The organism is Nonomuraea sp. NPDC052634, assembly GCF_040678535.1.
GTDB lineage: Bacteria > Actinomycetota > Actinomycetes > Streptosporangiales > Streptosporangiaceae > Nonomuraea > Nonomuraea fastidiosa.
In genome coordinates this window covers 97,538-124,501 of sequence record NZ_JBFATY010000002.1, presented here as the reverse complement: position 1 = coordinate 124,501, position 26,964 = coordinate 97,538, and the positions used below count along the sequence as shown (strand labels likewise).

General features: G+C 72.5%; 23 protein-coding genes. 11 read left to right on the top strand and 12 right to left on the bottom strand.

Going from position 1 to position 26,964, the window contains the following annotated elements; translation table 11 throughout:
- Positions 1-70 precede the first annotated feature (70 nt).
- Both AB0K67_RS13220 and AB0K67_RS13215 read left to right on the top strand, forming a co-directional pair.
- Entirely contained in the window at positions 71-1,393 is a 1,323-nt protein-coding gene (locus AB0K67_RS13220; RefSeq protein WP_364057960.1) for a HAMP domain-containing sensor histidine kinase, read from the top strand.
- 153 nt (positions 1,394-1,546) lie between these two features.
- Complete coding sequence (locus tag AB0K67_RS13215; RefSeq protein WP_364057957.1) at positions 1,547-1,828, top strand: hypothetical protein; 282 nt, start codon at positions 1,547-1,549, stop codon at positions 1,826-1,828.
- Between the two features lie 54 nt (positions 1,829-1,882).
- Here the strand turns inward: AB0K67_RS13215 and AB0K67_RS13210 are convergent, their stop codons facing one another.
- Complete coding sequence (locus tag AB0K67_RS13210; protein ID WP_364057954.1) at positions 1,883-2,770, bottom strand: hypothetical protein; 888 nt, start codon at positions 2,768-2,770, stop codon at positions 1,883-1,885.
- 111 nt (positions 2,771-2,881) lie between these two features.
- Here AB0K67_RS13210 and AB0K67_RS13205 point away from each other — a divergent pair, with 111 nt between their 5' ends.
- Entirely contained in the window at positions 2,882-3,250 is a 369-nt protein-coding gene (locus AB0K67_RS13205) for a MerR family transcriptional regulator (RefSeq protein WP_364057951.1), read from the top strand.
- A gap of 18 nt (positions 3,251-3,268) precedes the next feature.
- Here AB0K67_RS13205 and AB0K67_RS13200 read toward each other — a convergent pair whose 3' ends face one another.
- Positions 3,269-3,829 (bottom strand): helix-turn-helix domain-containing protein, encoded by a 561-nt coding sequence (locus tag AB0K67_RS13200; protein ID WP_364057948.1) that lies wholly within the window; start codon positions 3,827-3,829, stop codon positions 3,269-3,271.
- 89 nt (positions 3,830-3,918) lie between these two features.
- Between AB0K67_RS13200 and AB0K67_RS13195 the strand changes: the two genes are divergently transcribed.
- The gene (locus tag AB0K67_RS13195) at positions 3,919-4,323 is read left to right on the top strand and encodes a nuclear transport factor 2 family protein (protein WP_364057945.1); all 405 of its coding nucleotides are present in this window, start codon (positions 3,919-3,921) and stop codon (positions 4,321-4,323) included.
- A gap of 457 nt (positions 4,324-4,780) precedes the next feature.
- On the opposite strand, the gene AB0K67_RS13190 is transcribed toward AB0K67_RS13195, so the two are convergent.
- Complete coding sequence (locus AB0K67_RS13190) at positions 4,781-6,271, bottom strand: cobyric acid synthase (RefSeq protein ID WP_364057942.1); 1,491 nt, start codon at positions 6,269-6,271, stop codon at positions 4,781-4,783.
- Positions 6,272-6,407: 136 nt separating this feature from the next.
- On the opposite strand from AB0K67_RS13190, the gene AB0K67_RS13185 reads away from it, so the two are divergent.
- Positions 6,408-7,868, top strand: a complete 1,461-nt coding sequence (locus AB0K67_RS13185) for an MFS transporter (RefSeq protein ID WP_364057939.1) — start codon at positions 6,408-6,410, stop codon at positions 7,866-7,868.
- A gap of 53 nt (positions 7,869-7,921) precedes the next feature.
- Here the strand turns inward: AB0K67_RS13185 and AB0K67_RS13180 are convergent, their stop codons facing one another.
- Positions 7,922-8,185 (bottom strand): antitoxin, encoded by a 264-nt coding sequence (locus tag AB0K67_RS13180; RefSeq protein ID WP_364057936.1) that lies wholly within the window; start codon positions 8,183-8,185, stop codon positions 7,922-7,924.
- A 147-nt stretch (positions 8,186-8,332) separates the two neighbouring features.
- Between AB0K67_RS13180 and AB0K67_RS13175 the strand changes: the two genes are divergently transcribed.
- The gene (locus AB0K67_RS13175) at positions 8,333-8,752 is read left to right on the top strand and encodes an ATP-binding cassette domain-containing protein (protein WP_364057933.1); all 420 of its coding nucleotides are present in this window, start codon (positions 8,333-8,335) and stop codon (positions 8,750-8,752) included.
- Positions 8,753-8,899: 147 nt separating this feature from the next.
- On the opposite strand, the gene AB0K67_RS13170 is transcribed toward AB0K67_RS13175, so the two are convergent.
- From AB0K67_RS13170 to AB0K67_RS13155, 4 genes are all read right to left on the bottom strand, one after another.
- The gene (locus tag AB0K67_RS13170; protein WP_364057930.1) at positions 8,900-9,520 is read right to left on the bottom strand and encodes a LysE family translocator; all 621 of its coding nucleotides are present in this window, start codon (positions 9,518-9,520) and stop codon (positions 8,900-8,902) included.
- 5 nt (positions 9,521-9,525) lie between these two features.
- Entirely contained in the window at positions 9,526-10,473 is a 948-nt protein-coding gene (locus AB0K67_RS13165) for a quinone oxidoreductase (protein WP_364057927.1), read from the bottom strand.
- A 1,040-nt stretch (positions 10,474-11,513) separates the two neighbouring features.
- Positions 11,514-12,521 carry a virginiamycin B lyase gene (locus tag AB0K67_RS13160; RefSeq protein ID WP_364057924.1) on the bottom strand — a complete coding sequence of 336 codons (1,008 nt, stop codon included), beginning with the start codon at positions 12,519-12,521 and terminating at the stop codon, positions 11,514-11,516.
- A 23-nt stretch (positions 12,522-12,544) separates the two neighbouring features.
- Positions 12,545-14,377, bottom strand: coding sequence for an ATP-binding cassette domain-containing protein (locus AB0K67_RS13155; protein ID WP_364057921.1), 1,833 nt, complete (start codon positions 14,375-14,377; stop codon positions 12,545-12,547).
- Between the two features lie 148 nt (positions 14,378-14,525).
- Here AB0K67_RS13155 and AB0K67_RS13150 point away from each other — a divergent pair, with 148 nt between their 5' ends.
- A complete protein-coding gene (locus tag AB0K67_RS13150; protein ID WP_364057918.1) occupies positions 14,526-15,104 on the top strand; it encodes a TetR/AcrR family transcriptional regulator in 579 nt (192 codons plus the stop codon).
- A 219-nt stretch (positions 15,105-15,323) separates the two neighbouring features.
- Here the strand turns inward: AB0K67_RS13150 and AB0K67_RS13145 are convergent, their stop codons facing one another.
- Positions 15,324-16,985, bottom strand: a complete 1,662-nt coding sequence (locus AB0K67_RS13145; RefSeq protein ID WP_364057915.1) for a serine/threonine-protein kinase — start codon at positions 16,983-16,985, stop codon at positions 15,324-15,326.
- A gap of 310 nt (positions 16,986-17,295) precedes the next feature.
- On the opposite strand from AB0K67_RS13145, the gene AB0K67_RS13140 reads away from it, so the two are divergent.
- Complete coding sequence (locus tag AB0K67_RS13140; protein WP_364057912.1) at positions 17,296-17,562, top strand: DUF6504 family protein; 267 nt, start codon at positions 17,296-17,298, stop codon at positions 17,560-17,562.
- A complete protein-coding gene (gene dnaE, locus AB0K67_RS13135; RefSeq protein WP_364057909.1) occupies positions 17,562-21,329 on the top strand; it encodes a DNA polymerase III subunit alpha in 3,768 nt (1,255 codons plus the stop codon). The genes AB0K67_RS13140 and dnaE overlap by 1 nt, the downstream gene beginning before the upstream one ends.
- A 161-nt stretch (positions 21,330-21,490) precedes the next feature.
- Here the strand turns inward: dnaE and AB0K67_RS13130 are convergent, their stop codons facing one another.
- Positions 21,491-22,372, bottom strand: coding sequence for a DUF4328 domain-containing protein (locus AB0K67_RS13130; protein WP_364057906.1), 882 nt, complete (start codon positions 22,370-22,372; stop codon positions 21,491-21,493).
- 46 nt (positions 22,373-22,418) lie between these two features.
- Positions 22,419-23,069, bottom strand: a complete 651-nt coding sequence (locus AB0K67_RS13125; RefSeq protein WP_364057903.1) for a response regulator transcription factor — start codon at positions 23,067-23,069, stop codon at positions 22,419-22,421.
- 92 nt (positions 23,070-23,161) lie between these two features.
- On the opposite strand from AB0K67_RS13125, the gene AB0K67_RS13120 reads away from it, so the two are divergent.
- Together AB0K67_RS13120 and AB0K67_RS13115 are read left to right on the top strand one after the other, a co-directional pair.
- Entirely contained in the window at positions 23,162-23,839 is a 678-nt protein-coding gene (locus AB0K67_RS13120; protein ID WP_364057900.1) for an ABC transporter ATP-binding protein, read from the top strand.
- On the top strand, positions 23,836-25,779 hold the full coding sequence (locus AB0K67_RS13115; RefSeq protein ID WP_364057897.1) for an FtsX-like permease family protein: 1,944 nt from the start codon (positions 23,836-23,838) through the stop codon (positions 25,777-25,779). The genes AB0K67_RS13120 and AB0K67_RS13115 overlap by 4 nt, the downstream gene beginning before the upstream one ends.
- Positions 25,780-25,883: 104 nt before the next feature.
- On the opposite strand, the gene AB0K67_RS13110 is transcribed toward AB0K67_RS13115, so the two are convergent.
- Positions 25,884-26,885 carry an LLM class F420-dependent oxidoreductase gene (locus tag AB0K67_RS13110; RefSeq protein WP_364057894.1) on the bottom strand — a complete coding sequence of 334 codons (1,002 nt, stop codon included), beginning with the start codon at positions 26,883-26,885 and terminating at the stop codon, positions 25,884-25,886.
- Positions 26,886-26,964: the final 79 nt, after the last annotated feature.

Sequence of the window (26,964 nt, the reverse complement as noted above, 5' to 3'; positions counted from 1 at the left end):
GTGATGTTCTGGCCTCCGGGGGAGACGCGTGGGCAGACTGTGGGGCCGGTCGTTGCGGACGCGGCTTGCGATGTTCGCCAGTGTCACGATGCTGCTGCTGAACGTCATCGTGAGCGCTTTCGTGCTGGTCGGAATCAGGGACGAGGTCGCCGACATCCGGGCGCACGACCTGTCCGTCGTGTCCGTGCGCGTGCTCATCATGATCAAGCAGCAGCGGCTGCCGCAGGTGCTCGAGCCCGCGGGCACCGACGGCATTCAGGTCATCGACCAGACCGGCCGGCCGGTGGCCTGGACGCCCAGCCTGGCGGGGCAGCCGCGCCTGACCACCGCCCTGCCGGGCCGCACCCAGGCCAACGACACCGGGACGCTGTGCAACCTGCCGGCCTTCCCCGGTGAGTGCAAGATCGTCGTCACGGTGACGGCGTACCAGCCGGAAGGCGAGTGGCTCGTCTACGCCTTCGGCCCCGCCGTGCCGTGGTACGTCAGCCCGCAGACCGTCCTCTTCCAGCTCGGCGTGTCGGTCGCGCTGATCGGGCTCACCTGGTTCGGGGTCTCCCGCATCGTGGCCAAGACGCTGGCCCCCGTCGGCAGCATCACCAGGAAGCTCGCCGAGATCAGCGCGGGCGGCGGCGGGCTGCGGGTGCCGGTACCCGACACCGAGGACGAGATCAGGGAGCTGGCCGAGACGAGCAACCAGACCCTGGAACGACTGGAGGGCGCGCTCACCGGGCTGCAGGAGGCGATGGAACGGCAGCGCAGGTTCGCCACCGACGCCTCACACGACCTGCGCAGCCCGATCACCGCGATGCGCACGCAGGTGGAGGACGCCCTGCTCTACCCCGAGGACGCCGACTGGGAGGAGACCGGCAGGAAGGTGCTGGCCAGCCTCGACCGGCTCCAGGCGATCGTGAACGACCTGCTCACGCTCAGCAAGCTCGACGCCGGCGCCCCCGACGAGCGCGCGCCCATCGACCTCGGCGAGCTGGTCGCCGCCGAGACCGCGCGGCCGCGCAGCAAGGAGGTCGTCACCACCCTGCAGACCGGCGTCGTCGTCACCGGCGACCGGCTGCAGCTGGCCCGCCTGCTGACGAACCTGCTCGACAACGCGGAACGGCACGCAGAACGGAAGATCATCGTGACCGTGCGGCGGCAGGGCGACGAGGCCGTGCTCGAAGTCGTGGACGACGGCGCGGGCATCGCGCCGGAGCAGCGCGAGTTCGTCTTCCAGCGCTTCACCCGGCTGGACGCCGCACGCAACCGCGACGCCGGCGGCACCGGGCTCGGCCTGCCCATCGCCAGGGAGATCGCGACCGCCCACCTCGGCACGCTGACCATCGAGGACTCCGACGTCGGCGCCCGGTTCGTGCTGCGCCTGCCGATCCTCGAGGACTGACCCCGCTCTGCCGGGACGCGAGCGGGTCGTGACGCGAGCGGTTGTGGCGCGAGCGGTTGTGGCGCGAGCGCGGCCGGCGGCATGACTGACTTGGGGGCGATCGGGGCACATGCAGATCCGGACCAGATTTGTGCCACCGAGGAAGGAGCCCACATGGAACAGCCGGGGACCGGTAGCCGGAACGCCCAGGCGGCCACAGGAGAGGCGCGCGGCCACGTACGCTGCACGCCACCCGCCGCCGCCGAGCTGTTCGAGATCGCCGTCCTGGACACCACCGGCGGGGATCCGCACTGGCACACCATCGGCTGGGGCGTGGATCGCAGCGAGGCCGACTCCATCGCGCAGTCGTACGTCACCCGGCCCCTGTGCCCGTACGAGGAGGCCAGGATCCGGCAGAACGGGCACTTGGTCGGCGTGCACCGCCGCAGGTCCTGACTTTCGCCGCGGCTTTCGTGTAGCCGGCGCGGGACGGGGCGCGGCTCGGGTGCGTCAGCCGCGCTCGTCCATGACGCCGTACGCCGTCGCGCGGAAGAGGAACGACGCCCACGACCGGTAGGGCCGCCAGGCGTCGGCCAGCCGCCGGTACGCCGACGGCGGAGCGTCCTCCGGCAGCCCGTACGCCTCGCGCAGGTTCGCGAACAGCCGCGGCTCGTCACCGGGGAACGCGTCCGGCGCGCCCGCGCCCCTGATGAGGATCAGCCCCGCCGAGAACGGCCCCACGCCCGGCAGCTCCCGAAGCTGCGCCAGCGCCTCCTCGGGCGCGAGCGAGCGCAGGTGCTCGGCGGTGAGCAGGCCGTCGAGCGCCGCCCTGGCCAGGCCGCGCAGCCATTCCTCCTTCTGCGCGGGCAGTCCGAGCCCGCCCGCGTCCAGCAGCGAGACGGGCGGCGGGAACGCGACGAGCCGGTGCCCGTCCACCTCCACCTCGGCGCCGTACCGCTCCGCGATGCGCTGCTTGATCGCGGACGCCACGACCATCGACGAGCGCTGCACGATCACCGCCCAGCAGGCCGCCTCCCACGGGCTCCAGAAGCACACCGGCCGCAACCCGGGACGCAGCCGCTGCAGGTCGCCCAGCACCGGGTCGGCCTCGCCCACCTTGGCGAAGCCGGTGCCGTCCACGTCGAGCGACAGGATCCGCGCCACCTCGCCCCTGATCGCCGGACCGGCCGGACGCGTCGTGGCGACCCGCACGCCGCCCGGGGCGGCCGTCACGCGCACGCCGATCGGCCGCCAGTCGGCCTCGGCGCAGTACGCGAAGCGCAGCGTCCGCCCGTCGGACGGCAGCCTGCTCGTGACCGGCCAGTCCTCCACGAAGCGCAGGGAGTCGGCGAAATCGAACGGGCCCTCGGCGGTCAGCGTGAACTCGTGCGTGGTCATGCCGCGTATGGTAGGCGGGCCCGGCCGTGCTCTGAGGGCGGGGATTACGCTGAATCCCTGACGCCGACGTCAAAGGCACAGGTCACGGCACGGGCCGCGGAGGGGGACGGGATGCGAATCGGCGAGCTTGCCGCCAGGACCGGCGTGAGCGTGCGCGCGCTGCGCTACTACGAGGAGCAGCGCCTGCTCGCCTCCGAGCGCACCGCCAGCGGGCAGCGCGTCTACCCCGAGAGCGCGGTGGAACGGGTCCGGCTCATCCGGCAGCTCTTCGCCGCCGGGCTCGCCAGCAAGGCCATCGAGCCGATCATGCCGTGCGTGGTGACCGGCGAGGTCGTGCCCGAGCTGCTCGAACGGCTGCGCGCCGAGCGCGAGCGCATGGACGCCAAGATCAACGAGCTGATCGCGGCCAGGGACAAGCTCGACGCCATCCTCGCCGGCGCCGACGCGGCCGCCCACAAGGGCAGGCCCTGCCCGCGCTGATCTCGGAGCCGGTGGGCCTCAGCGGGGGCGGAAGGCGTCGAGGAGCAGGTTCACCGTTCTGTGCCGGAGGTCGTCCGGCCAGCTGGCGGCGAGCGCGCCGTGGGTGACGGCGGTCAGCAGGGCCATGACCTCGTCGAGACGCACGTCCGCGCGGACCGTCCCGACCTCGCGCGCCGCGTCGAGCAGCCTGGCGAAGACGTGGTCGAGCGCCATGATCTGCTCGCCCGGCTCGATGGGCGTGCCTTCATCGGCGAGCAGGCTCACCACGGCACCGGCTCCGGCCGAGCTGCCGACGAGGAACGTGAAGTACTCGAAGAACGCGGTGGCCGGATCGCCGCCGGCGATGAGCGCCTCCGCCTTCTCGATGAGCCGGCGCCGCAGATCCTTCATGATCGCGGCGAGGAGGTCGCGCTTGGTGGGGAAGTGGCGGAACACCGTCCCGATGGCCACGCCGGCGCGGGCGGCGACCTCCTCGGTGGACGCGGAGGCACCCCGTTCGGCGAACACCTCCTCGGCGGCGGCCAGGATGCGGGCGCGGTTGCGCCGGGCGTCGGCGCGCATGGGCTTGCTGTCGGTCATCCGTCTGCTCGTTGACAAAAGTGAGTCGTGGACTCATATTCATAAAGTGAGTCTGTTGCTCACTTTATCCTCGCCTGTGGAGGAAAGCCATGTCCGAGCGAACCTCGCGCGACCTCTTCGCCCGCTTCCAACGCAACGTCCTGTCCGGAGCGCCCGCCCTCGACGAGGAGATGGTGGCCGCCGACGTCGTGGTGGAGCAGCCGCACGCCCCTGACGGGCGGGGCACGATCGAGGGACGCGAGAAGGTCGTGGCGATGTCCCGGGCGGGCCGCGCGTCCCTCCCCGTCACGTTCGAGGAGTTCAGGGACGTGACCATCCACGACACCGCCGACCCCGAGGTGATCGTCGCCGAGTACCGGCTGGTCGGCACCGTCCCGGGGACCGGCGCGCGAGCCCACGCCGCGTTCGTCGTGGTGCTGCGCGCCAGGGACGGGCGGATCGTGCACTGGCGCGAGTACCAGGACCGCGCCGCCATCGCCGAAGCCCTGGCCTGACTGACCCCGGCCCGCCGCGTCGCGCGCTCAGGCGCGCCTGCCCGCCGTGTCGTCCCCTTCGGCGCGTCGCTTGCGGCGTCGCCTCACCGGCCCGCCTGGCGCCGCTCGCCGGCCCTGGCGTCGCCTCTCGCCCGGCCGCGTTGTCCGCCGCATGGTCCAGCCGGCTGTGTCGTCCTCGGCCCGTGGCGCTGCCCCGGCCTGTCGCGTTGTCCGGTGCCCGGCGGGTGGTGCGCCGTTCGGGTGCTGCTCGCTGCGGCACCGCCCACTGTCCGTGGGTGTCGCCTTGCCGTGGCCGCGTGCGGCCTCCTAGGCGCGTCGGCGTCACTTCCGGCCTGCGGCGTTGCTCCCTCTCGCCCTCCGTCCGCGGTGTCATCATGTCTCGTCGCGCGCGGCTTGCTTCGGCGTCTCCGGTGTCAGCCCTGGCGCGCGGTGGCGCCCGCTTTCGGCGGTTGTCCCGTTACGCGGGTGGGGCGCCGGGTGGGAGGGTGGGGAGGGTCTTCGGGGGGCCCTGGTCGATGAGGCGGAGGAGGGCGTCCGTGTTCAGGTTCTGCTCCACCAGGTCGGCGAGGGCGTCCAGGCGGTGCTCGCGTAGCCGGGCGAAGTCGGTGTCCGGGGCGGGGGTAAAGTCCCGGCCGGCTCGGCGGGCCACGTCGGTGAGGAAGGCGCGGCGGAAGCCGTCGTTCTCCAGGGCGCCGTGCCAGGTGGTGCCGAAGACGTTCGCCGAGCGGCAGCCGTCGAGGAAGGGCTCGCCGCCCTCCACGGTCGGGATCCCGTGGTGGATCTCGTACGCGCGCACCGGCTCCCCGTACGCCGTCCCCGCGGGTCTGCCGAGCCGCTTGTCCGCCCCGAACACGAACCGCACCGGCAGCAGCCCGAGCCCCTCGACCCGGCCCGCCCCCGACTCGACGTCGTCCACGATCTCCCGTCCGAGCATCTGAAAGCCGCCGCAGATCCCGAGAATCGGCCCGGTTCGCTCGCGCAGGGCCGCGGCCATGCCGTTCTCCCGCAGCCAGGCGAGGTCGGCGACGGTGGCCCGGGAGCCGGGCAGCACGACGAGGTCGGCGTCGTCCAGCTCGGCGGCCCCGGTGGCGAAGCGCACGACCACACCGGGCTCGGCGGCGAGCGCGTCCACGTCGGTGAAGTTCGAGATGCGCGGCAGCCGTACGACGGCGACCCGCAGCGTCTGCCGCCCGTACGGGGGCCGCACGGCCACCTGCCGCCCGTCGAGCGCCAGCGAGTCCTCGACGTCCAGCCAGAGCCCGTCCAGCCAGGGCAGCACTCCGTACACCTCGCGGCCGGTGAGCTTCCTGAGCATGTCGAGCCCCGGTTCGAGCAGCTCCTTCGCGCCCCTGAACTTGTTGACCACGAACCCCGCCACATGCGCCTGGTCGGCGGCGCCCAGGAGGCCGACCGTGCCGTAGAAGGCGGCGAACACCCCGCCCCTGTCGATGTCGCCGACCACGATGACGGGCAGGTTCGCGGCCCTGGCCAGGCCCATGTTGGCGATGTCGCCGCGACGCAGGTTGATCTCCGCCGGACTGCCCGCGCCCTCGCACACCACCACGTCGTACTGCTTCCTGAGCCGCTCCAGCGCCTCCAGCGCGGTCGTGCGCAGCAGGTCCTTCAGCGCGCCGTACTCCATGGCGTCCACGTCCGCGACCGGGCGGCCCATGAGCACGACCTGGCTGCGGCGGTCGCTGCCCGGTTTGAGGAGGATCGGGTTCATGCCGGCGGTCGGTTCGAGGCCGGCGGCCCGCGCCTGAACGGCCTGCGCGCGGCCGATCTCGGCACCGTCGGCCGTGACGTACGAGTTGAGCGACATGTTCTGCGCCTTGAAGGGCGCGACGCGCACGCCCTGGCGGGCCAGCCAGCGGCAGATGCCCGCCGTGACCACGCTCTTCCCCGCGTCGGAGGTGGTGCCCGCCACCAGGAGTGCGCCGTTGACCATGGCCCACACGGTACCGAAGCCGCAGATCACGAAATTTCCCGGTAACCGGCCATTTACGAACGCTGTGATCTCTGTCACTCTGTCTAGAACATCGCCCTAGAACTGGATTCTAGAGTTAGCTAGCGAAAGGGTGGGCATGGTCGGGACGTTCGGCTCGCCACGTACGGGCACCATCGACGCGCGGTCCCGCGCACCGTTCGGCTGGGCACCGCTGGTGGTGCTGTTCATCGTCGGGCTCGTGGACAGGATGGAGGCCAACCTGCTGTCGGGCGTGCTCCCGCTCATCCAGCAGGAATGGCGATTCAGCGACACCGCGGCGGGCTCCATCCCGACCGCCGCGGCTCTGGCCGCCGCCGTGGTCTCCCTGCCGGCCGGTTACCTGGCCGACCGCTTCAGCCGTACCCGGATCATCGCGATCGTCGTCTTCTGCTGGGCGCTCGCCACGCTCGGCTCCGGCCTGGCCACCGGGTTCGCCATGTTCTACCTGATGCGCGTGCTGCTGGCCGCCGCCGAGAACATCGACAACCCGGCCGCGGGCAGCCTGCTCGCCGACTACTACCCGCCCGCCAGCAGGGCCAAGGCGTACGGGCTCACCCGCGTCACCACGTACCTCGGCGGCGTCGGCACCCTGCTCGGCGCGCAGCTCGCCGCCGCGTTCTCCTGGCGGACGGCGTTCCTCATCATGGTCGTGCCGGGCGTGCTCACGGCGCTGCTGGTCTGGATGCTGCGCGAGCCGCGGCGCGGCGAGCTGGACCGGCTGATCGCCGCCGGCGCGATCGCCCCCCACCCGTCAGGGACCGCATTCGGCGGGGCCACCTCCGGGGCCGGCGATTCCGCGTCCGGGACCTTCGCGACCGGGTCCGGGTCCGGCGAGTCCGCATCCGGTGCCTTTACGACCGCGTCCGGGGCCTTCACAACCGGGGCCGGGTCCGGGGCATCGCGGGAGGGCAAGCCGCCGTTCCTCAAGCAGATCCGCAGCGTGGCGGTCATCCCGACACTGCTGTTCGTCTGCGTCGGGCTCGCCCTGCTCAGTCTCGGGCTGGCCGGGGTGTTCTTCTGGCTGCCCACGTTCATGGTGCGCACCCTCGGCGCGGACGTCGCCACGGCAGGTACGATCAGCGGCCTGCTCACCATCGCGGGCACGCTCACCGGCACCCTCATCGGCTCCTGGCTGGGCAGGAAGTGGCACGGCACGATCAAGGGCGGCCGCCTGCTCGCGGGCGGCGGCGGCATCACGGCAGGCTCGGTGGTGCTGGCCGGAGCGCTGTCCATGGACTCGATCGGCACGCTGGCCGGGCTGACGCTGGTGTCGAGCGCGCTGATGTCGATCGCGATCCCCAACATGACGGCCTGCCTGGCCGACGTGGTTCCCGCCGCCTCCCGCGGGCTGGGCTTCGCCGTCCTGCAGCTCTTCCTGACCGTCGGTACGGCCTTCGGCTCGCTGGTCGTCGGCATCGTCTCCGACGCGACCGGCTCGCTGCTGACCGGCATGTACGTCCTGATCATCCCCATGGTCGCAGGCGGCCTGCTCACGCTGGGGGCCAGGCCGTCGTTCGAGCGGGACGCGGCGAAGGTCCTGGAGGACGCCCGCCGCTGAAGCTCGGCGGCGGGCACCCCACGAGGACGCCCGCCGCCGGAACCTTTCGCTGCTCAGCCCTCAGGCGGCATGCGCCGTTCCCGCTCTTCCTGCGTCGGAGGCTGCTGCTGCTCCGCCTGCTCACCGGGCTGCTGCTCCTGTCCGCCACCGTAGCGCTGCTGGATGGTGTCGGCGCCCTTGCTGATGTGCTCGTCGTACTTGTGGCCGGTGCGCTCCTTGGCGTACTCCTCGGCGCGGTCGACGATCTGGTCGGCCTGCTTGGAGTGCCCCCTGGCGAAATCCTCTGCCTTCTTCAGCCACTCTCCGATGCGGCTCATGACCATTTCCCCGTTTCTATCGGTTACGTCCGCCCCCTACCCCGCCAACCTGGGTTGATGTCTTTGCCGGAAATCGGCAGCGAAAGGCCCCGCAACTGCCGTACTCGCCCCATGACGCCGAACCGCCGCCGGCGCGACGATGCGGGCATGACAGCAGCGGTGCAGGCCGAGGGTCTGACCAAGTACTACGGCGACCGCCGCGGCCTTGAAGACCTCACGCTCGGCATCCGGCCGGGGGAGGTCTTCGGCTACCTCGGTCCCAACGGCGCGGGGAAGACCACGACGCTCAGGCTCCTCCTCGACGTCATCAGGCCCACCAGGGGCACCGTACGCGTGCTCGGCGGCCACCCCTGCGACCCCGCCGTCCGCGCGAGGATGGGCTACCTGCTCGGCGAGCTGGTGCTGGAGGGTCGCGACCGGGCCGCCGACTACCTGCGCTTCCTCGGCCGGGTTCGCGGTGGCGTGCCCGCCGCCCGCATCGAGGCCCTGGCGGAACGCTTCGACGCCGACCTGTCGGTGCCCATGCGCAGGCTGTCCAAGGGCAACCGGCAGAAGATCAGGCGGTGACGTACCGGCTGGAACGCATCCGTCGCCTGACCGGCTTCTTCCCCGGACGACCCCACGCAGCGCTTCACGCTGGAGACGGCCGTGCTGGGCGCCCGCCTCCTCGGCTGGCCGGACGCCTTCGGCAAGGAGCCGAGGTCTTAGCCGGAGTCAGTCGCTGACCGCCAGCCGTACCCCGAACCCGACGATCACCACCCCGGTCACCCGATCGAGGAGCCGCCGCACCCGAGCCGACCGCAGGAACCCGCTCATCAGCGACGCGAACCAGATCACCGCCATGCTCCACACCAGCCCCTCGGCCACGTGCACCCCGGCCAGCGCCAGCCCCATGAGCGCGTGCGGCACCCCGTCAGGGATGAACTGCGGGAGCATCGCCACGTAGAACGCCCCCACCTTCGGATTGAGCAGGTTCGTCACCAGCCCTCTTCTGAACCCCCTCCAGAAGCGGACCTCCTGCCCGTCCACCCCCTCATGGCCGGAGGCGTCCCGCGCCAGCAGCATGCGCACCCCCATCCACACCAGGTACGCCGCTCCCGCCCAGCGCAGCACGTCGTAGGCCACCTGCGAGGCCGCCAGCAACGCCGACAGCCCCGCGGCGGTGAGCACACCCCACATCAACGTGCCGAGCTGGATGCCCAGCGTCACGCCCACGGCCGGACGCCGCCCGGCCAGCAGGGACGTACGCAGGACCAACGCCGTGTCCAGACCCGGCGTGACCGTGAGCAGCGCGACCACGGCCGCGAACGACCAGATCGATGTGGCGATGTCCATGAAGGTCAGGGTATGAGGAGGAGCTTCCCCGTGGTGCGCCGCCCCGCCAGGTCCTCATGCGCCTGCCGCGCCTCGGCCAGCGGGTAGCGGTGGGAGACGTTGATCCGTACCTGGCCCTTCTCGATCCAGCCGAACAGGTCGGACGCGCGCTGCAGCAGCTCAGCCCGCTCCGCCACGTAGTGCGCCAGCGTCGGCCTGGTCAGGAAGAGCGAGCCCTGCTTGTTGAGCACCTGCGGGTCGACCGGCGGTACGGGGCCGCTGGCGGCGCCGTACAGGGCCATCAGGCCGCGCGGGCGCAGCACCTCCAGGCCGCCGTCGAACGTGGCCTTGCCGACGCCGTCGTACACCACGTCGATCGAGCCCCGCAGCGCCTGCGCGAAGTCGTCGTAGCGCAGCACCTCGTCCGCCCCGGCCTCCCTGGCCAGCTTCTCCTTCTCGCTGGTGGAGACCGTCGTGTACACCGTGGCGCCCTTGAGCTTGGCAAGCTGGATCAGCAGCTGCCCCATGCCGCCCGCCCCGGCGTGCACCAGCACCCGGTCGCCCTCCTTCACCTCGAACGTGGAGTGCGTCAGGTAGTGGGCGGTCATGCCCTGCAACATCGCCGCGGCGGCCAGCTCGGCCGGCACGTCGTCCGGCACCGGCACCACCCGGTCGGCCGGCACCACGGCCTTCTCCGTGTAACTGCCCAGCACGCTCGCCCAGGCCACCGTGTCACCCACCTTGACGTCCTGCACGCCGGGGCCGACGGCGGACACGGTGCCTGCGCCTTCGGAACCGATGGTGGCAGGCAGGTCGAGGGGGTAGGCGCCGGAGCGGTGGTAGATGTCGATGAAGTTCACGCCGCTGGCGGCCACGTCGACCACCACCTCACCCTCACCGGGCACCGGATCGGGACGCTCGACGTACTCGAGAACCTCTGGACCGCCGTGGGCGGAGACAATGATCGCATGCATACCTCCTAGTCAACCCCGCCTCCGCCGACCCCCGCCACCCGCCGTACGCGGTCGGCCGCCCAGCTTGGCAGGGGCGCTGCCCGCGCGCAGCTCCGGGCAACGGAGTGAGGACTGCATGCCGTTCCGAGCTGCGGGCGAGGACCGCGCACCGTTGCGTGGACGGCGCGAGGCCGCCCGCAGCGCCGTTCCGGGGCGCGGGAGAGGCCCGCGCGGTGCTTCCAGGGCACGGAGCGAGGTCCGCGGTGCTGTTCTGGGCGCGGGATGTGGTCCGTAGTGCTGTTCCGGGCGCGGACGCGGTTGGTGGTGCTGTCTGGGCGCGGGATGTGGTCTGCGGTGCCGTTTCGGGCGGGGGATGGGTCTGTGGTGCTGTTTCGGGCGGGGGATGTGGTCCGTGGTGCCGTTCTGGGTGCGGGGGCGAAGGCCACGTGCCCTTCGGGGGTGCCGGTGGGATCTGCGTGCCGTTGCGGGTTGCGCGACGATGCCCGCGTGCCGTTGCGGGTTGCGCGACGATGCCCGCGTGCAGCCGTTCTCGCCTCGCGAGCTCACGGGTGCTCCTGCGGGTCAGGCGCACTCCGGCGAGCGGGCCACCGTCGAGTTCCACACTCCGGCGAGCGGGGCTTTGCCGGGTGCCGGCGGCTACGGCGAGGCCGCCGGGGCGTGGCGCCGGGTTCGCCCTGCCGCTGAATATCGGGGCAGCGCTAACCCAACCTCACACGGGCGGCGCTAACCCGGGATTTGCCGGGCAACGCTCAGCGGCGCGGCTTTCTCGTCGCCTGCCGAACCTTGCCGGGCAGCGCTAACCCGGTGCCGACGCGTCGCTGGGGAGGTGCCGGCCCGGGTCGCCGACGCGTTACTGAGACGGCGCTGCGCTCGGGCCGCCGAGGCGGCGCGAGGCACAGTCGGCCCGGCCTCGGCGCTACACGGTGCAGTCCTCAGACCAAGGCGCCGGCTTCCAGGGCCGCCCAGGTCGCGCTGCCCGGGCCGGCGGTCAGGCCGTGGGGTCTGCCCTGCGGCGTGGGACGGTCGGCCTGGCTGCGGCGTTACGAGGTGCGGTCCACTCGGGCCAGGGCGCCGGCTTCCAGGGCCACCCAGATCGCGCCGTCCGGGCCGGCGGTCAGGCCGTGGGGCTCTGCCCGGCGTTCGGTGGCCGGCCCCTGATCAGCCTCCTTGTGCTCGGCGTTCGTTCCCCGCGAGGCGTCTTCGTGCCCAGCGCTCGTTCCCCGCGAGGCGTCCTCGCGCTCGTCGTTCACCCCCTGCGCTTCCTCACCGCGTTCGGTGGGAGCCGGCACCGAAGGGAGGGGGTGTTCGGTGATGTGGCCGTCCACGGTGATGCGGCCGAGGCGGCCGATGCCCCACTCGGTGAACCAGAGGGCGCCGTCGGGGCCGGGGATGATGGCGTGGGGACGGGCGGCGCGGTCGGGGAGCGGGTATTCGGTGATCTTGCCGTTGACGTCGATCCGGCCGATCTGGCCTGCGCCGATCTCGACGAACCAGAGCGCGTCGTCGGGCCCCCGCGTGATCCCCACCGGCGCCGCGCCCTCCGTGGGCAGCGCGTGCACGGTCACCTCGCCCGACAGCGAGATCCGGCCGATGGCGTTGCCCTGGTTGAGCGTGAACCAGAGCGCGTCGCCAGGACCGGCCGTGATGAACGACGGCATGCCGCCCTTGACCGGCACCTCGTAGGAGGTGATCGTGCCGTCGGCGGCGATGCGCCCGATGCTGTCGGTCTGCATATGGGTGAGCCACATCGCGCCGTCCGGCCCGGCGGCCAGCCCGTACGGCGAGTCGACGGTGTGCACCGTACGCCGCCCGTCGGCGGTGATGCGCGTGACCCGGCCGCCCTGCCACTCGCTGAACCACATGGCGTCGTCGTGGCCGCGCACGATCACCGTGGGCTGCCCGTCGGCCGGGTCGAGCTGGTGGATCTCAGGCTTCTCGCCCGGCACCAGCCGCCCGACGCGCCCTTCGTGGACGAGCGTGAACCACAGTGCGCCGTCGGCGGCGGTCGCGATGCCGTACGGCGAGCCGGAGTCGATCATGGTCAACATGGGAGTCCCCCCGATGGTGGTGGTCAAAGGATGCGCCCTCCTGCGAGCTCGATCTCCCTGCCCCGGAAGCGGCGGACGAGGGCGCGATCGTGGGAGACCATGACGAGCGTGCCATGGTAGCCGTCGAGGGCGCGTTCGAGCTCCTCGGCGAGCAGCGGCGACAGGTGGTTGGTGGGTTCGTCGAGCAGCAGCAGGTCGTGCTCGCGGGCCAGCAGCTTGGCCAGCGCCAGCCGCCGCTGCTGGCCGACCGAGAGCTCGCCCACCCGCTGGTCGAGGGTGTGCGGCCGGAACAGGCCGGTGGCCAGCAGCGCCGCCCTGCGCTCGTCGGGATGACCCTCTCCGTACGCCTCCAGCACCGGCAGCGCCGGGTCGAAGCTCACCTCCTGCGGCAGGTAACCGACCCGGCAGCGCGCCTGGTCGGCCAGGACGCCCAGCAACGTGGACTTGCCCGCGCCGTTGCCGCCCTTGACCAGGATCCGCTCGCCTGCCTTGATGGTCAGCTCCTCGACCTGCAGCCGATCGCCGACCCGGACGTTCCTCAGTCGTACGAGTACCTGGTCGGTGTTCTGGTCGCCCTGACCGTCCTGGCCATTTCGTTGGTTCTGATTGTCCTGGTGGTTTCGGTCGTCCCGTCTGTCGCGGGTGACGTTGCTCGCGCCGGGGCGGTGGGGTGCCGGTACGGTCTGTGCGCGGGCGCCCATGCCGGCCTGCTGCCGAAGGGCGGTCGTGCCAGTCGGCTTCGTGGGAGTGCTGCCGGCGAGGGCGTGCGGGCCCGGCTGCTGCGCGGAGGTGCCGGTGCCGGGTTGCTGGGTGCGTGCTGCCTCCGTCTGGGCATCGGTGGTGGTCCGCGACATCGCCGGCGTGTCGGAGGTGGTGTCCGGGGGCGGGGTCGGCGCCGGGCCGAACGTCGCGCGGAAGTGGAGTGGGTCCGGCGGGCGGGGGACCGGGTCGGCTTCCAGACGGCGCAGCCGCTCGTGGGCGTTGCGGACCCGGCTGGCGATCGAGCTCTGCACCCGCCCGGCGTTGCGGTCGTACGCCATCTTGTTGTTGTCGCGCATCGCGCGCCCGGCCGCGACGCGATGGGCGGTGGTGGCCGCGTGTTCGCGGACCTGGCGCACCTCGGCACACCAGGCCGCGTACGCCTGCTCCCACCGCGCCCTGGCCGCCGCCTTGGCCGCGAGGTAACCGGTGTAGCCCCCGCCGAACCGGGTCACCGCACCCTGCTCGACCTCGACGATCGCGGTGGCCACCCGGTCGAGGAAGACGCGGTCGTGGGACACCACGGCCACCGCGCCGCGATGCTCGCGCAGCCGGTCTTCGAGCCAGGTCAGGGCCGACTCGTCGAGGTGGTTGGTGGGCTCGTCGAGCAGCAGCGCGCGGGGCGCGGCCGCCAGCACGCAGGCCAGGCCCAGCCGCGCCTGCTCGCCGCCCGACAGGCTGCCGAGCGTGCGCTCGCGGCCCACGTGGGCCAGGCCGAGCCCGTGGAAGGCCCGGTCGACGCGGGCGTCGGCCTCGTAGCCGCCGCGCAGCTCGTACGCGGTGCACAGCTCGCCGTACTCGTCCATGACCTCCTGCGACGCCTCCTCGGCCAGCGCCGACTCCAGCTCGCGCATCCTGCGCTCCATGGCACGCAGGTCGGCCAGCGCGGCGTCGACGGCCTCCTGGACCGTGCTGCCGGGCGGCAGGCCCAGCGTCTCGGCGAGCGTCTGAGCGACATAGCCGAGGTCGGAGGTCAGGTGAACCTCGCCCTCGTCGGGCCGCTCGACCCCGGCGAGCAGGCGCATCAGCGTGGACTTGCCCGAGCCGTTTTCGCCGACGATGCCGACGCGCTCGCCGGTTCGTACGGACACGGACACGTCGCTGAGGACGGCGCGCCCGTCGTAGGACTTGGAAACTCCGCGGAGGGTGATCAGGATAGAACTCCAATCGCAACCGTTGTAGCTTTAGCATGGCATGCGAACCGAGTTAACGCAACTGGAGTAGTTTTTGGAGCACAAAGAGCCCATGAAGCGCCCCGGTGGGCGCAGCGCCCGCGTACGCATGGCCGTGCGCCAGGCGACACTCGCCGAGCTGGCGGAACACGGCTACAGCGGCCTGACCGTCGAGCGCGTGGCGGAGCGTTCAGGCGTGCACAAGACGACCGTCTACCGGCGCTGGGGCGGAGTCGAAGGACTCATCGCCGACGCGCTCGAGCTCGCCGCCGACGAGCCGTGGCCCATCCCCGACACGGGCTCGATCGAAGGCGACCTGCGGGGGATCGTCCAGCTCGTCCGGTCCGGGTTCGCCGATCCCGAGCTGGGGCCGGTGTCGTCGGCCTTCGTGGCCGCCGCCGTGCAGAACGAGGCGGCCGCCCGTTCGCTGCACGATTTCCTCGTCTCGCGCAACGAGCAGTCGGCCGACGTCGTGCGCCGGGCGATCGAGCGTGGCGAGCTGCCCGACGTCGTCGATCCCCGAGAGGTGATCAGGGTGGCGGTCGCGCCCGTCTACTACCGGCTGTTCGTCGCCCACGAGCCGGTCACCGAGGACGACGCGAACCGCGCAGCCGACGCCGCACTCGCCGCCGCCCGCGCCGGCGTCCTCTGAGCCCCGCGTCCATGTCGGGCGGTCTCATGCGCCGTCCGTTCGTTGGGCGGTCTCTCGCGCCGTCCGCCCGTCGGACGGCCCATGAAAGCCGCTGTCCGCCCGTCGGACGCTCGTGAAAGCCGTCGTCCGTCCGGGCGCTGGCTGATACGGGCGTTCGCGGCAGGGCTCGCGGACGCGGGCGTCCGGCGAAGGTGCACCCGCGCCGCAGCGAGGGGAGGGTCAGCGCTCCAGGTTGCCGCGCAGCTCGAAGTCGTCCCAGGTGGTACGCACCACCGACCGGTCATCCTTAGGCGTGCGCGCGAACAACCCGAGCGAGCCGTTGCCGATCCCGTTCGGGTCCTCGACCTCCTGGACGAGCTCGTCGTTGACCCACATCGACAGCCGCACGGTCTTGCCGCTCTGCTCGCACGCCACGGTGATCCGCGCCTTGCCGGGCAGCGCGTCCACCTTCACGGGCTGGGCGATCACGCCGCCGGAGCCGTCGACGATGCGCCGGATGCGGGCGTTGCCCTTGGTGTCGAGGATGAACTCGTAGTAGTTCTCGCCGTCTTCGGAGTTGTGACAGTAGAGGCCGTACTCGCCGGTGCCGACGGACCTCTTGACGTCGGCGGTGACCGACATGACGACCGATTCGGGCAGCATCGGCGTCGGGCTCGCCGACGGGTCGGGTGACTGCGTCGGCTTGTAGAACAGGAAGGGGACGGGCGCCTTGGCCCACCGCTCCTCGTAGTCGGGCTCGGCGTCGATGCCGTACGTGCCGTCGGGCCGGTAGCCGACGCTCCCCGGGCTCTCCGGGTCGTAGGTGCCGCTCCAGCCGCCCGTCGTCTGCGTGAAGTCCTCCTGGTACAGCAGCCCCAGGTTGTCGGGCGGCCCGCTGGGGCCGAACAGCGCCCACGCGCCCACCCCGGCCGCGACCACGACCGCCGCGGCGGCGGCCAGCCCCGCGTACAGCCTGCCGCGCCGCGCGCGATCGCCGCCTCCCGTGGGAGGGATCGTGTACGGGGCGGTGGACTGCTGCCAGGCCACCTGTACGGTGTGCGCCGCCTGCTCGGGCGCCGCCGACCGGCCCACGAGCTGGTCGAGGAGCTGCTGCGCGGTGGGCCGCTTGGCCGGGTCCTTGTTCAGCGCCGCCGCGACCAGCTCGCGCAGGCCGGGGTCGATGGCGTCGAGGTTCGGCTCGGTGTTGAGCACCTGGTAGACCATGGCCGGCAGCGTGTCGCCGCCGAACGGCGCCCGCCCGCTGGCCGCGAACGCCACCAGGCAGCCCCACGAGAACACGTCGCAGGCCGGCGAGACCGGGTCGCCGCGCAGCACCTCGGGCGCCATGTAGCGGGGCGTGCCGATGACCTCGCCGGTGCCGGTGACGCCGCCGATCGTGTCGAGCGCCCTGGCGATGCCGAAGTCGATCACGCGCGGGCCGACCGGCGACAGCAGCACGTTGGACGGCTTCAGGTCGCGGTGGACGACCCCCGCCGCGTGGATCGCGGTGAGCGCGGTGGCCACGCTGACGGCCAGCGCGTCGAGGCTGGAGCCGCGCAGCGGGCCCGACTGGCGTACGGCCTCGTCGAGGTTGGGGCCCGGGACGTACTCGGTGACCACGTAGAGCTGGTTGCCCTCGAGCGCGGCGTCGAGTACGGCGGCCGTGCAGAACCTGCGCACGCGCTGCGCCGCGTCCGCCTCCCGGCGAAAGCGCGCCCGGAACTGCTCGTGCTGGCTGAGCTCAGGGTTGATCACCTTGATGGCGACCTTCTGGCCCGTGGGATCTTCGGCGAGGTGGACCGTGCCCATCCCACCTCGCCCCAGCACGCTTAGCAGTCTGTAGCGCCCGATGTGGGAGGTTTCACCGCTCACGCCGCGCAAGCTTACCGATACAGGCGTCATCGTCGCAGTTCTGCGCCCCGACACGCGGCGTACGCCGTCGGAGGCCCCGCACGCCTCGGCGCATGACGGGACTCAGCGCCCGATGCGGCCGCATGCCGAGCGCGGCGACGGCGGCCCGCGGTCCGGTCCCGCGATCGTCACCGCCCTGGCAGCGCGGTCTTCAGCAGCAGAAACCCGATCGGCGCGAACCGGCTCGCAAGGCATGCGGGCGACTTGCGTTTCGAGCCGGGAGAACATATGTTCGAGTCATAAGCGCCCGTCTTCCCCCGGGTGGCTCAGCACAGGCACCAGAGCCGCGGGGAGAAGCGTCTTGAGCAGACTCTATGGCGATCCGATAGAGGTGTGGACCCGAGACGGGGAGCCGACTCAGTTCGTCTGGCGTGACCGGCTCTACCTCGTCCGCCGCGTGCTCGACCACTGGGTGGTCGCACGCGAGTGGTGGAAGACCAGCGAGGCCGATCCCGGCGAGCGTCAGTTCTGGCGGGTGGAGGCGAGCCCGGGCCGCGAGGTGGGCTCCTACGAGCTGCGTTACGACACCGCCGGCAACGGCTGGCTGCTGCTGAGGGCGTGGGACTGATGGCGCCCCCGTTCCCACACCTCCACGTGTGCTCCGCCTACTCGATGCGCTACGGCACGGCGTTTCCGCGAGCGCTGGTGAGCCGGGCGGCCGAGTACGGCATGGACATCCTGGCGCTGACCGACCGCGACGGTCTCTACGGCGCGATGAAGCACGTGCAGGCGTGCGCCGACGCCGGGATCGCGCCGGTCATCGGCGTGAACCTGGCGCTCGACGCGCCCGCCACAGCGCCCGCCACAGGGCTCGCCACAGCGCCCGCCACAGGGCCCGCCACAGGGCCCGCCACAGCGCCCGCCACAGTGGCCGTCAGGGCGCCCGGCATCCGCACGCCCCGCCCGCGCACCGGTCCCGACGCCGAAGACCGCGTCACGGTGCTGGCCCGCGGCAAGGGCTGGGCGCGGCTGTGCCGCCTGGTCACGGCCGCACACTTCGCGGGCGAGCGCGGCGCGCCGAAGGTGACCCGCGAGCTGATCGCCGAGTGGGCGGGCGGCAGGGAGACGCCGGGGTTCGGCGCGGAGGACGGCCTCGTGGTGCTGCTCGGCCCCCGCTCCGACGTGGGCCGCGCGGTGGCGGAGCGGCGCGACGAGCACGCGCGCGCGCTGCTCGGGCAGTGGCGCGCCGCCGTGCCCGGCGTGGTGATCGAGCTGGTCGACCAGTACGGCTTCCGCGACGCCACCACGGCCGTGCGCATGCTCGGCCTGGCCGAGTCGATGGACGTGCCGGCCGTGCTGACCAACGCCGTGCGCTACCTCGACCCCGCCGACCACCAGGTGGGCGACGTGCTCGACGCGGCCCGCCAGCTCGTCCCGCTGCACCCGCGCCACCTCGACCGCACGACCTCACACGCCTACCTCAAGGGCACCAAGGAGATGCTTCAGGTGGCGGCCAAGGTGTGCGCGGGCGACCAGGAGCGGATGGTCCGCCTGCTGCGCACCACGAGGCTGCTGGCCGAGGCGTGCGCGATGGACCCGCTCGACGTGCTGGCGCTGCGCAACGACCCGCCCGCCCTGCACCTGCCGGAGATCGGCCGCGACCCGGTGCCGCTGCTGCGCAACCGGGTCGAGGACGGCCTGCACAGGCGCGGCCTCGACCGCTCGGCCGAGGCCAGGCGGCGGCTGGACGACGAGCTCGCCATCATCGAGCGCAAGCGCCTGTCGGGCTACTTCATCGCGGTGGCCGGCATCACCGACATGATCCGCGACATGGGCATCCGCTGCGCGATCCGCGGTTCGGGCGCGGGCAGCCTGGTCAACTACCTCATCGGCATCGGCGAGGTGAACCCGCTCGACCACGGCCTGCTCATGGAGCGCTTCCTGTCGGAGGGCCGCATCGGGCTGCCCGACATCGATGTGGACGTCGAGTCGGCCCGCCGTCTGGAGTGCTACCAGGCCATCTTCGAGCGTTACGGCGAGTCCAGGGTGGCCTGCGTGTCCATGATGGAGACCTACCGCGCCCGCAGCGCCATCCGCGACGTCGGGGGAGCGATGGGCCTGCCGCCACACGAGATCGACGCCATCGCCAAGGCGTTCCCGCACATCAGGGCCAAGCAGATCACCGCCTCCCTGCGCGACCTGCCCGAGCTGCGCGAGAGCCGGCTCGGCGACGCGGGGCTCGACCGGGTGTTCCGGCTGGCGGAGAGGCTCGACGGGCTGCCCAGGCACATCGCGCTGCACCCGTGCGGCGTGCTCATCGGCAACGCCGGCCTGCGCGACCGCACGCCGGTGGAGCGCAGCCTGCTGGAGTTCCCGATGTCGCAGTTCGACAAGGACGACGTGGAGGAGGCCGGGCTGCTCAAGCTCGACGTGCTGGGCGTGCGGATGCAGTCGGCCCTGGCGTACGCGCTGAGCGAGATCAAGCGGGTGGACGGCATCACGGTCGAGCTGGACACCCAGCACGGCCCCGAACGCCCCGACGTCCAGTACGTCCCCCACGACGACCAGGACACCTACGACATGATCTGCGCCGCCCGCACCCTCGGCTGCTTCCAGATCGAGTCGCCGGGCCAGCGCGAGCTGGTCGCCAAGCTGGAGCCGCGCAAGATGCACGACCTGATCGTGGACATCTCGCTGTTCCGCCCCGGCCCGGTCAACTCCGACATGGTCACCCCCTACCTGGAGGCCAGGGGCGGCTGGCGGAAGCCGTACTACCCGCACGAGAGCCTGCGCGAGGCGCTGAAGGAGACCCACGGCGTGGTGGTGTTCCACGAGCAGGTGCTGAAGATCATCTCGGTGATGACCGGGCGCGACCTGTCCTACGCCGAGAAGCTGCGCCGCACGCTCGACACGCCGGAGGGCCGCGAGCGGGTGCGCCGCGCGTTCGTGCCGCTGGCCAGGGCCAACGGGTTCGACGACGCGGCCGTGGAGCGCGCCTGGCAGGTGCTCGACGCGTTCGGCTCGTTCGGGTTCTGCAAGGCGCACGCGGCGGCGTTCGCGCTGCCCACCTACCAGTCGGCCTGGCTCAAACGGCACCACACGGCGGCGTTCTTCGCCGGGGTGCTCACGCACGAGCCCGGCATGTACCCGCCGCGCGTCATCATCGACGAGGCCAGGCAGTGCGGGGTGCGGATCCTGCCGCTCGACATCAACAAGTCGGGCAGGCACTGGCAGGTCGAGCGGCTCGGGCCGCGCGTCCAGGTGCGGGTGCGGCCGTCCGAGCTGGAGGGCGGCGGCTCGCGGGTGCGCAGGGAGTTCAGGATCGGCGACATCGGCAAGGGGTACGCGCTGCGCGTGCCGTTCTCGGCCATAAAGGGCGTGAGCGAGGCCGAGGTCGAGCGGATGGTGGCGGGGCAGCCGTACACGTCGCTGGCCGACTTCTGGGACCGCGCGCGGCCCTCGCGGCCCACGATCGAGCGGATCGTCCAGGTCGGCGGCCTCGACGCGCTCCACGGCCTGCGCCCCGGCGGCCCGCGCTGGCGGCCGGGCGAGCTGACCCGCCGCGACCTGATCGCCCAGGTGGGCGCGCTCGACCGCGCGTCGGCCATCGGGGTGCAGGCGGGCCCGCGCAAGTCCCGGCGCTACAGCTCCCACAGCTCCCGCAGCTCCCGCAGCTCCCACATGTCCCCGATGTCCCAGGGTGCGTCGGCCAAGGACGCGGCTCCGCCGGCGGTGCAGCTTCCGCTCGGGTTCAGCGAGAGGCTGCCGCCGGGGGAGCTGCCCGAGATGACCGAGACGGAGATGGTCGAGGCCGAGCTGGAGATCCTCGGCATCGACGTCAGCCGCCACGTCATCAGCTTCCACGAGGAGCTGCTCGACGCGCTCGGAGTGGTACGTTCCAAAGACCTGCTCCGCCAGCGCAACGGCGCGGAGATCCTGGTCGCGGGGGTCAAGGTGGCCACCCAGACGCCGGCCATCCGCTCGGGCCAGCGGATCATCTTCACCACGCTCGACGACTCGACCGGGCCGATCGACCTGACGTTCTTCGAGTCGGTGCAGGGCCGGTGCGCGTCGATCGTGTTCGGCTCGTGGCTGATGCTGGCCAGAGGCGTGGTCAGGCGCACGGGCGCGCGGGCGGTGACGATGCGGGCGCTCGACTGCTGGAACCTGGCCGACCTCGACGCGCTGTGGCGCTCGCGGGGCATCGAGGCGGTGCGCGCCGTCATCGACCGTGCTCCCGAGGAGGCGGCGGGCGGCGTCGGTGGGCGCCCGATCGAGTACGCCAACGGCTTCCGCCTGTCGCCCTACTCCGACCTCGCCCCGCCCGCCACCGCGAACCCGCCGAGGCGGCTCTGGCACGCCAGCCCGGGCAGCTCGGGCCCGACGGCCGCCTGAGCCCTCAAGAGCCTTGAGGAGACGTTCGGAGTCGCACGGGGGCCGCTCGACCCGCCTGAGCCTGAGCCCTGAAGCCGCCCGGCGGCCCGGAGCCGCCCGGAGGCCCGGAGCCGCCCGGAGGCCCGGAGCTGCTCAGCCGGAGCCGCTCAGCCTGGGGCCGCTCAGCCCGTCTGCGGCTGCGTCTGGGGTGGCGCCTGAAGCGGGGCCTGCAGCGGCGTCTGGGGCGCGCTCTGGGCGGCGTCCTGCGGCGAGGACTGCGGCTGCGCCGGCACCATCGGCTGCGCGGAGGCCACCGGTTGCGCTGAGGCCACCGGCTGGGCCGGGACCACGGGCTGGGCGGGGACCACTGGCTGGGCCGGGGCCACGGGCTGCGCCTGGGTCCGCGGGGCGGACGGCTCCGCGGACCAGGTCGTGCGGGCGGCCCGCTGCAGCCCGGTCAGCTCGTGCACCGTGGCGGCGCACAGCACCGCCGCCACCGCCGCGCAGCCCAGCTCCGGCACGCCCACCCCGGTCAGGTCGCCCGCCGAGGAGCCGAGCGGCACCCGGATCGTCACCAGCGCCAGCGTGGCCAGCCAGCTCAGCCACCACGCCGCCAGCAGCGCGAGCCACCTGCCGCGGCGGCCGGCCGGCGGGCGGGCGCCCCGCCACACCTGGTCCACCAGCACCGCGGGGGCGGCGAGGTTGACGAACGGGATCAGCCAGGCCGCCGCCACCGGGCCGGTCGCGGCCGAGCGGTCGTTGGCCCGCCTGGCACGTACCAGCCAGGTCAGGTAGGAGGCCGCCGCGGCCAGCGTGGTGCCCGCCACCAGCATCATCAGCACCGCGAACGCGGTCACCGCGCCCACCACCGCCTCGGCGTCGGCGCCCTGGGGGCGGCCGCCGAACGCGGCGAGCCGCGCGGCGAGGTCGCGGCCGCGGGTCATTTCGAAGATCACGAGGGCGGCGAGGGAGAGTACCTGGGCGGTCAGCGTCACGTAGACGGCGGCAGCGGCTCTGGTGGGTGATGCCTGGGTGTAGCGCACGTTGTTCTCCCCCCGGGCCATGCGCTGAGGTTCTGATTCACTTGTATCCCGGGAGCCCCGCTGTTAATCAGCTCACCACGCCGGATTCCCACGCCCAAGCCGCGATTCCGACCCTGTTGCGCACGCCGAGCTTGGCCTGGATGCTCCCCAGGTGCGTCTTGACCGTCGACAGCGACACGAACAGCTCGGCGGCCACCTCCTTGTTCGTCTTTCCCCTGGCCACCAGGCGTACGACGTCCAGCTCGCGCTCGGTCAGCGGCTCGGCGCCCGGCGGCAGGGCGGGCTGCCGGGGCTTGGCCAGGTGCTGCAGCAGCCGTACGGTCACCGACGGCGACACCAGCGCGTCGCCCACGGCGGCGGCCCTGACCGCCTCCACGAGCAGCGTGGGGCCGCTGTCCTTGAGCAGGAAGCCGGTGGCCCCTGAGCGGAGCGCGCCGTAGACGTACTCGTCGAGGTCGAACGTGGTGACGATGACGACCCGCAGCGGGTTCTCCACGCCCGGCCCGGCCAGCAGCCTGGTCACCTCCAGCCCATCGAGCTTGGGCATCCGGATGTCGAGCAGGCACACGTCGGGGCGCAGCCTCCTGGCCTCGGCCACCGCCTCGGCTCCGTCGGCGACGGCGGCCACGACCTCTATGTCTGGTTGTGCGTCCAAAATCATCTGAAAGCCGGTTCGCACCAATTGTTGGTCGTCGGCGATGAGAACCCGAATAGTCACGTCGTCAACTCTAAGGATCGGCCGTTCGGCCGATGCAGGAATGGACGCACGGCCGATCCCCGGGCACCGGCCTTCGCGGAAGGCTTGACCTTATGAACGAGGTACTTGTTGGACGGGCCTTGACGAAGCGGTTCGGGCAGACGACGGCCCTGGCCGGCGTGGACATCACGGTGCAGGCGGGCGAAGCGGTGGCGATCATGGGTCCGAGCGGGTCCGGCAAGTCCACCCTGCTGCACTGCCTGGCCGGGATCATGAAGCCGGACAGCGGTGAGGTGCACCTGCTCGGCCAGCGCATCGACACCCTCGGCGAGCGCAAGCGCAGCGCCCTGCGGCGCACCCGCTTCGGCTTCGTCTTCCAGTTCGGTCAGCTCCTGCCCGAACTGCCCGCCGACGAGAACGTGGCCCTGCCGCTGATGCTGGGCGGCGTGTCACGGGCGCAGGCGGTGAGCCAGGCCCGCGAGTGGTTCCCGCCGCTCGGCCTGCAGGGCATGGAGGTCAGGCGGCCCGGCGAGCTGTCCGGCGGCCAGGCGCAGCGGGTGGCCATCGCCAGGGCCCTGGTCACCAAGCCGGCGGTGGTCTTCGCCGACGAGCCCACCGGATCGCTCGACCAGCGGACCGGCCAGGAGACCATGCGGCTGCTGGTGGAGGCGACCAAGCACAACGGCGCCAGCCTGCTCGTCGTCACCCACGACCCCAACGTGGCCTCCTGGTGCGACCGCACGGTCGAGGTGCGCGACGGCCGCCTGCTGCAGAGCGGAGCGATGGCGTGAACCTCGATCTCACCTGGCGACTGATCAAGGGTGGCGGGCGCAGGGGGATGCTCGGCACCTGGCTGACGTTCGGGGCGGTGGCGATGGCGACGGCGCTGCTGCTGTTCGTGGTGGCGGCCAACCTCGCGTTCCAGGCCAGGGCCGATCGCGGCGCCTGGCGCAACCCGGTGCCCGCCGCCTCCGCCTCGGCCGCGGTCGCGGTCGAGGCGATGCGCTTCGACTACGTACGCGACAAGAAGATCACCGTCATCGACCTGGCCGCGCTCGACGGCGCGAACCCGGAGGCGCCGCCCGGCCTGCCGCGCTTCCCCAAGCCCGGCGAGGTGTGGCTGTCGCCCGGGCTGGCCGCGCTGGCCGACGAGCTGCCCGCGAACGAGCTGGCCGACCGCTATCCCGGGCGCGCGGGCGTGCTCGGCGACGAGGCCCTGGTCTACCCGGGCGAGCTGGTCGCGGTCTTCGGCCAGAGGCCGGACGCGCCCGCGATGACGGCCCAGCGCGTCGACGACTGGGTCCAGTCCCAGCCGCCGGTCAAGGTCGCGAGCCTGGCGGGAGAGCCCAGCGAGGACGCGGTCGCCTACCAGTGGCTGTCGGCCATCGCCGGCGTGCTCATGGTGGTGCCGCTGCTGGTGTTCGGCGGGGCGGCGGCCCGGCTCACGGTGGCCAGGCGCGACAGCAGGCTCGCCGCGCTGCGGCTCGTCGGCGCCACGCCCGGCCAGGTCGTCGCGATGACCGTCACGGAGGCGGTGCTGGTCGCGCTGGGCGGCGCGATCGCGGGGGCCGTCCTGTACGCGCTGTCCGTGCCGCTGCTCACGCGGATCGAGATGCAGGGCGGGCCGTGGTTCGCCGGCGACCTGCTGCCCGGTCCGCTGACCCTGGCCGGGGTGCTGGTCGCGGTGCCGCTGCTGGTCGGCCTGTCGGCCGTGGTCGGGCTGCGGCGGGTCGTGGTGAGCCCGCTCGGCGTGGCCAAGCGGGAGACGCCGCCCGCCATGCGCTTCGTCCGCGTGCTCGCGCTGCTCGCCTCGCTCGCCGTCTTCCCCCTGCTGGGCGTGCAGACCAGCGTCACCATCATCCTGATCGCGCTCGCCGTGGCGTTCCTGTGCATCAACCTGGCGGGGCCCTGGGTGGTCGGCATGATCGGCAGGATCGCGGCTTCGACCGCGCGCGGCCCCGCCATGCTGCTGGCGGCCCGCAGGCTTGTGGACGACCCGCGCTCGGCCTGGCGCACGGTGAGCGGCGTCGCGCTGACCGGGTTCGTCGCGGGCTTCCTCGGCCTGCTCAGCCCGGCGGCGTTCGAGCAGGTGCCGGGGCCGCCGCAGCTCAGCGTGAACGTCACCGACGGCAGCCCCGCCGAGGCGGCCGCGCAGGCCCGCGAGCGGCTGCGGGCGGCCGGCGTGACCGCCACCGTCGAGCGGCGCGAGGACGTCGTGGTCGCCGCCCTGGGCAGCTCGGCCGACGAGGCGACCGTGGACAGGGCGCGCACCGCGCTGGCCGATCTCGTGCCCGGCCACACGCCCACCACGCCGGAGGACAGCCGGCGCTTCGGCACGGACATCGTGGCCGACATCCGGGTCGGGACGATCGTGGTGCTGTCGGTGTCGTTCCTGGTGGCCATCACCAGCTCGGGGATCACCGCGATGTCGTCGGTGCTGGACCGGCGGCAGACGTACGCGCTGCTGCGCCTGGCCGGCACGCCCCTGGAGGTGCTGGACAAGGCGCGCAGGTCGGAGACGCTGCTGCCGCTGATCGTGATGGGCGGCGGGTCGATCCTGACGGGCGTGTTCTGCGCGGCGCCGTTCATGCTCGACGAGCCCAACCTGACCGGCGCGCTGACGCTGGCGGCGTGCGTGGTCGTGGGCTTCGCCGGGGTGCTCGGCGCGGGCGCGATGAGCCGGCCGCTGCTGCGCGCGGTCACCATGGACCCCGCGCCCCGCCCCGACTGACCCGCCCCGACTGACCCGCCCCGACCGACCCGCTCCGACCGACCTGCTCCGGCCGACTCGCCCTGACTGACCCGCCCCGACTGACCCGGCGCCCTTTGACGCGCTCAGCCGAGCACGAGGTCGCGGACGAGCTTCAGCGAGGGCTCGTCCCGCACCCCCATCACCAGCAGGGTGGTGACCGGGCTGCGGTGCCACAGTTCGAGGCGTTCCTTGATCCGGCCGGGCGGGCCGACGAGCGAGATGCCGTCGGCCAGCTCGTCCGGGATCGCGCGGAACGCCTCGTCCTTGCGCCCGGCCAGGTAGAGCGACTGGATGTGCTCGGCGGCCTCGGCGTAGCCCATGCGGCCGATGATGTCGGCGTGGAAGTTGCGCTGCCTGGCCCCCATGCCGCCGATGTAAAGGGTGAGCATGGTCTTGACGCCGTCGAGCGCGGCCCGCACGTCGTCGGAGATCACCACGAGCACCATGGCGGCCACGTCGAAGTCCGCGGGGGCCTTCGACAGTGCGTCGCCGTACATCTGCTCGATCTTCTCCGGGAACGCGAACAGCGGCAGCCAGCCCTGCGCCACCTCGGCGGCCAGCTCGACGTTCTTCGGCCCCTCCGCGCCCAGATAGACGGGGATGTCCTGGCGCAGCGGGTGCGTGATGAGCTTGAGCGGCTTACCGAGGCCGCCCGGCAGCGGCAGCGGGTAGTGCGGTCCCTCGCTGGTCACCGGCTCCTCGCGGCGCCAGACCTTGCGCATGATCTCGATGTACTCGCGGGTCCTGGCCAGCGGCTTGGCGAACGGCTGGCCGTACCAGCCCTCCACGACCTGCGGGCCCGACGCGCCCACGCCGAGCAGCAGCCGGCCGCCGGTGAGGTGGTCGAGGGTCATGGCGGTCATCGCCGTGGTGACCGGGGGACGGGCCGAGATCTGCGCGATCGAGGTGCCCAGCTTGATGCGCCTGGTACGCGCGCCGTACCAGGCGAGGGGCGTGAAGACGTCGCTGCCGTACGCCTCGGCGGTCCACACCGAGTCGTAGCCGAGCCGCTCGGCCGCGAGCACCGATTCGGTCGCGTCGTCGGCGTGGCGCTGCCAGTAGCCGAGGTTCAAGCCGAGCTTCATCGAGGACCACCTCCGGAATTAAGTTCTATTACCGCCGTGACGGGCCTCACGTGTCAATAACGGACGCTCCGGGGAAGTC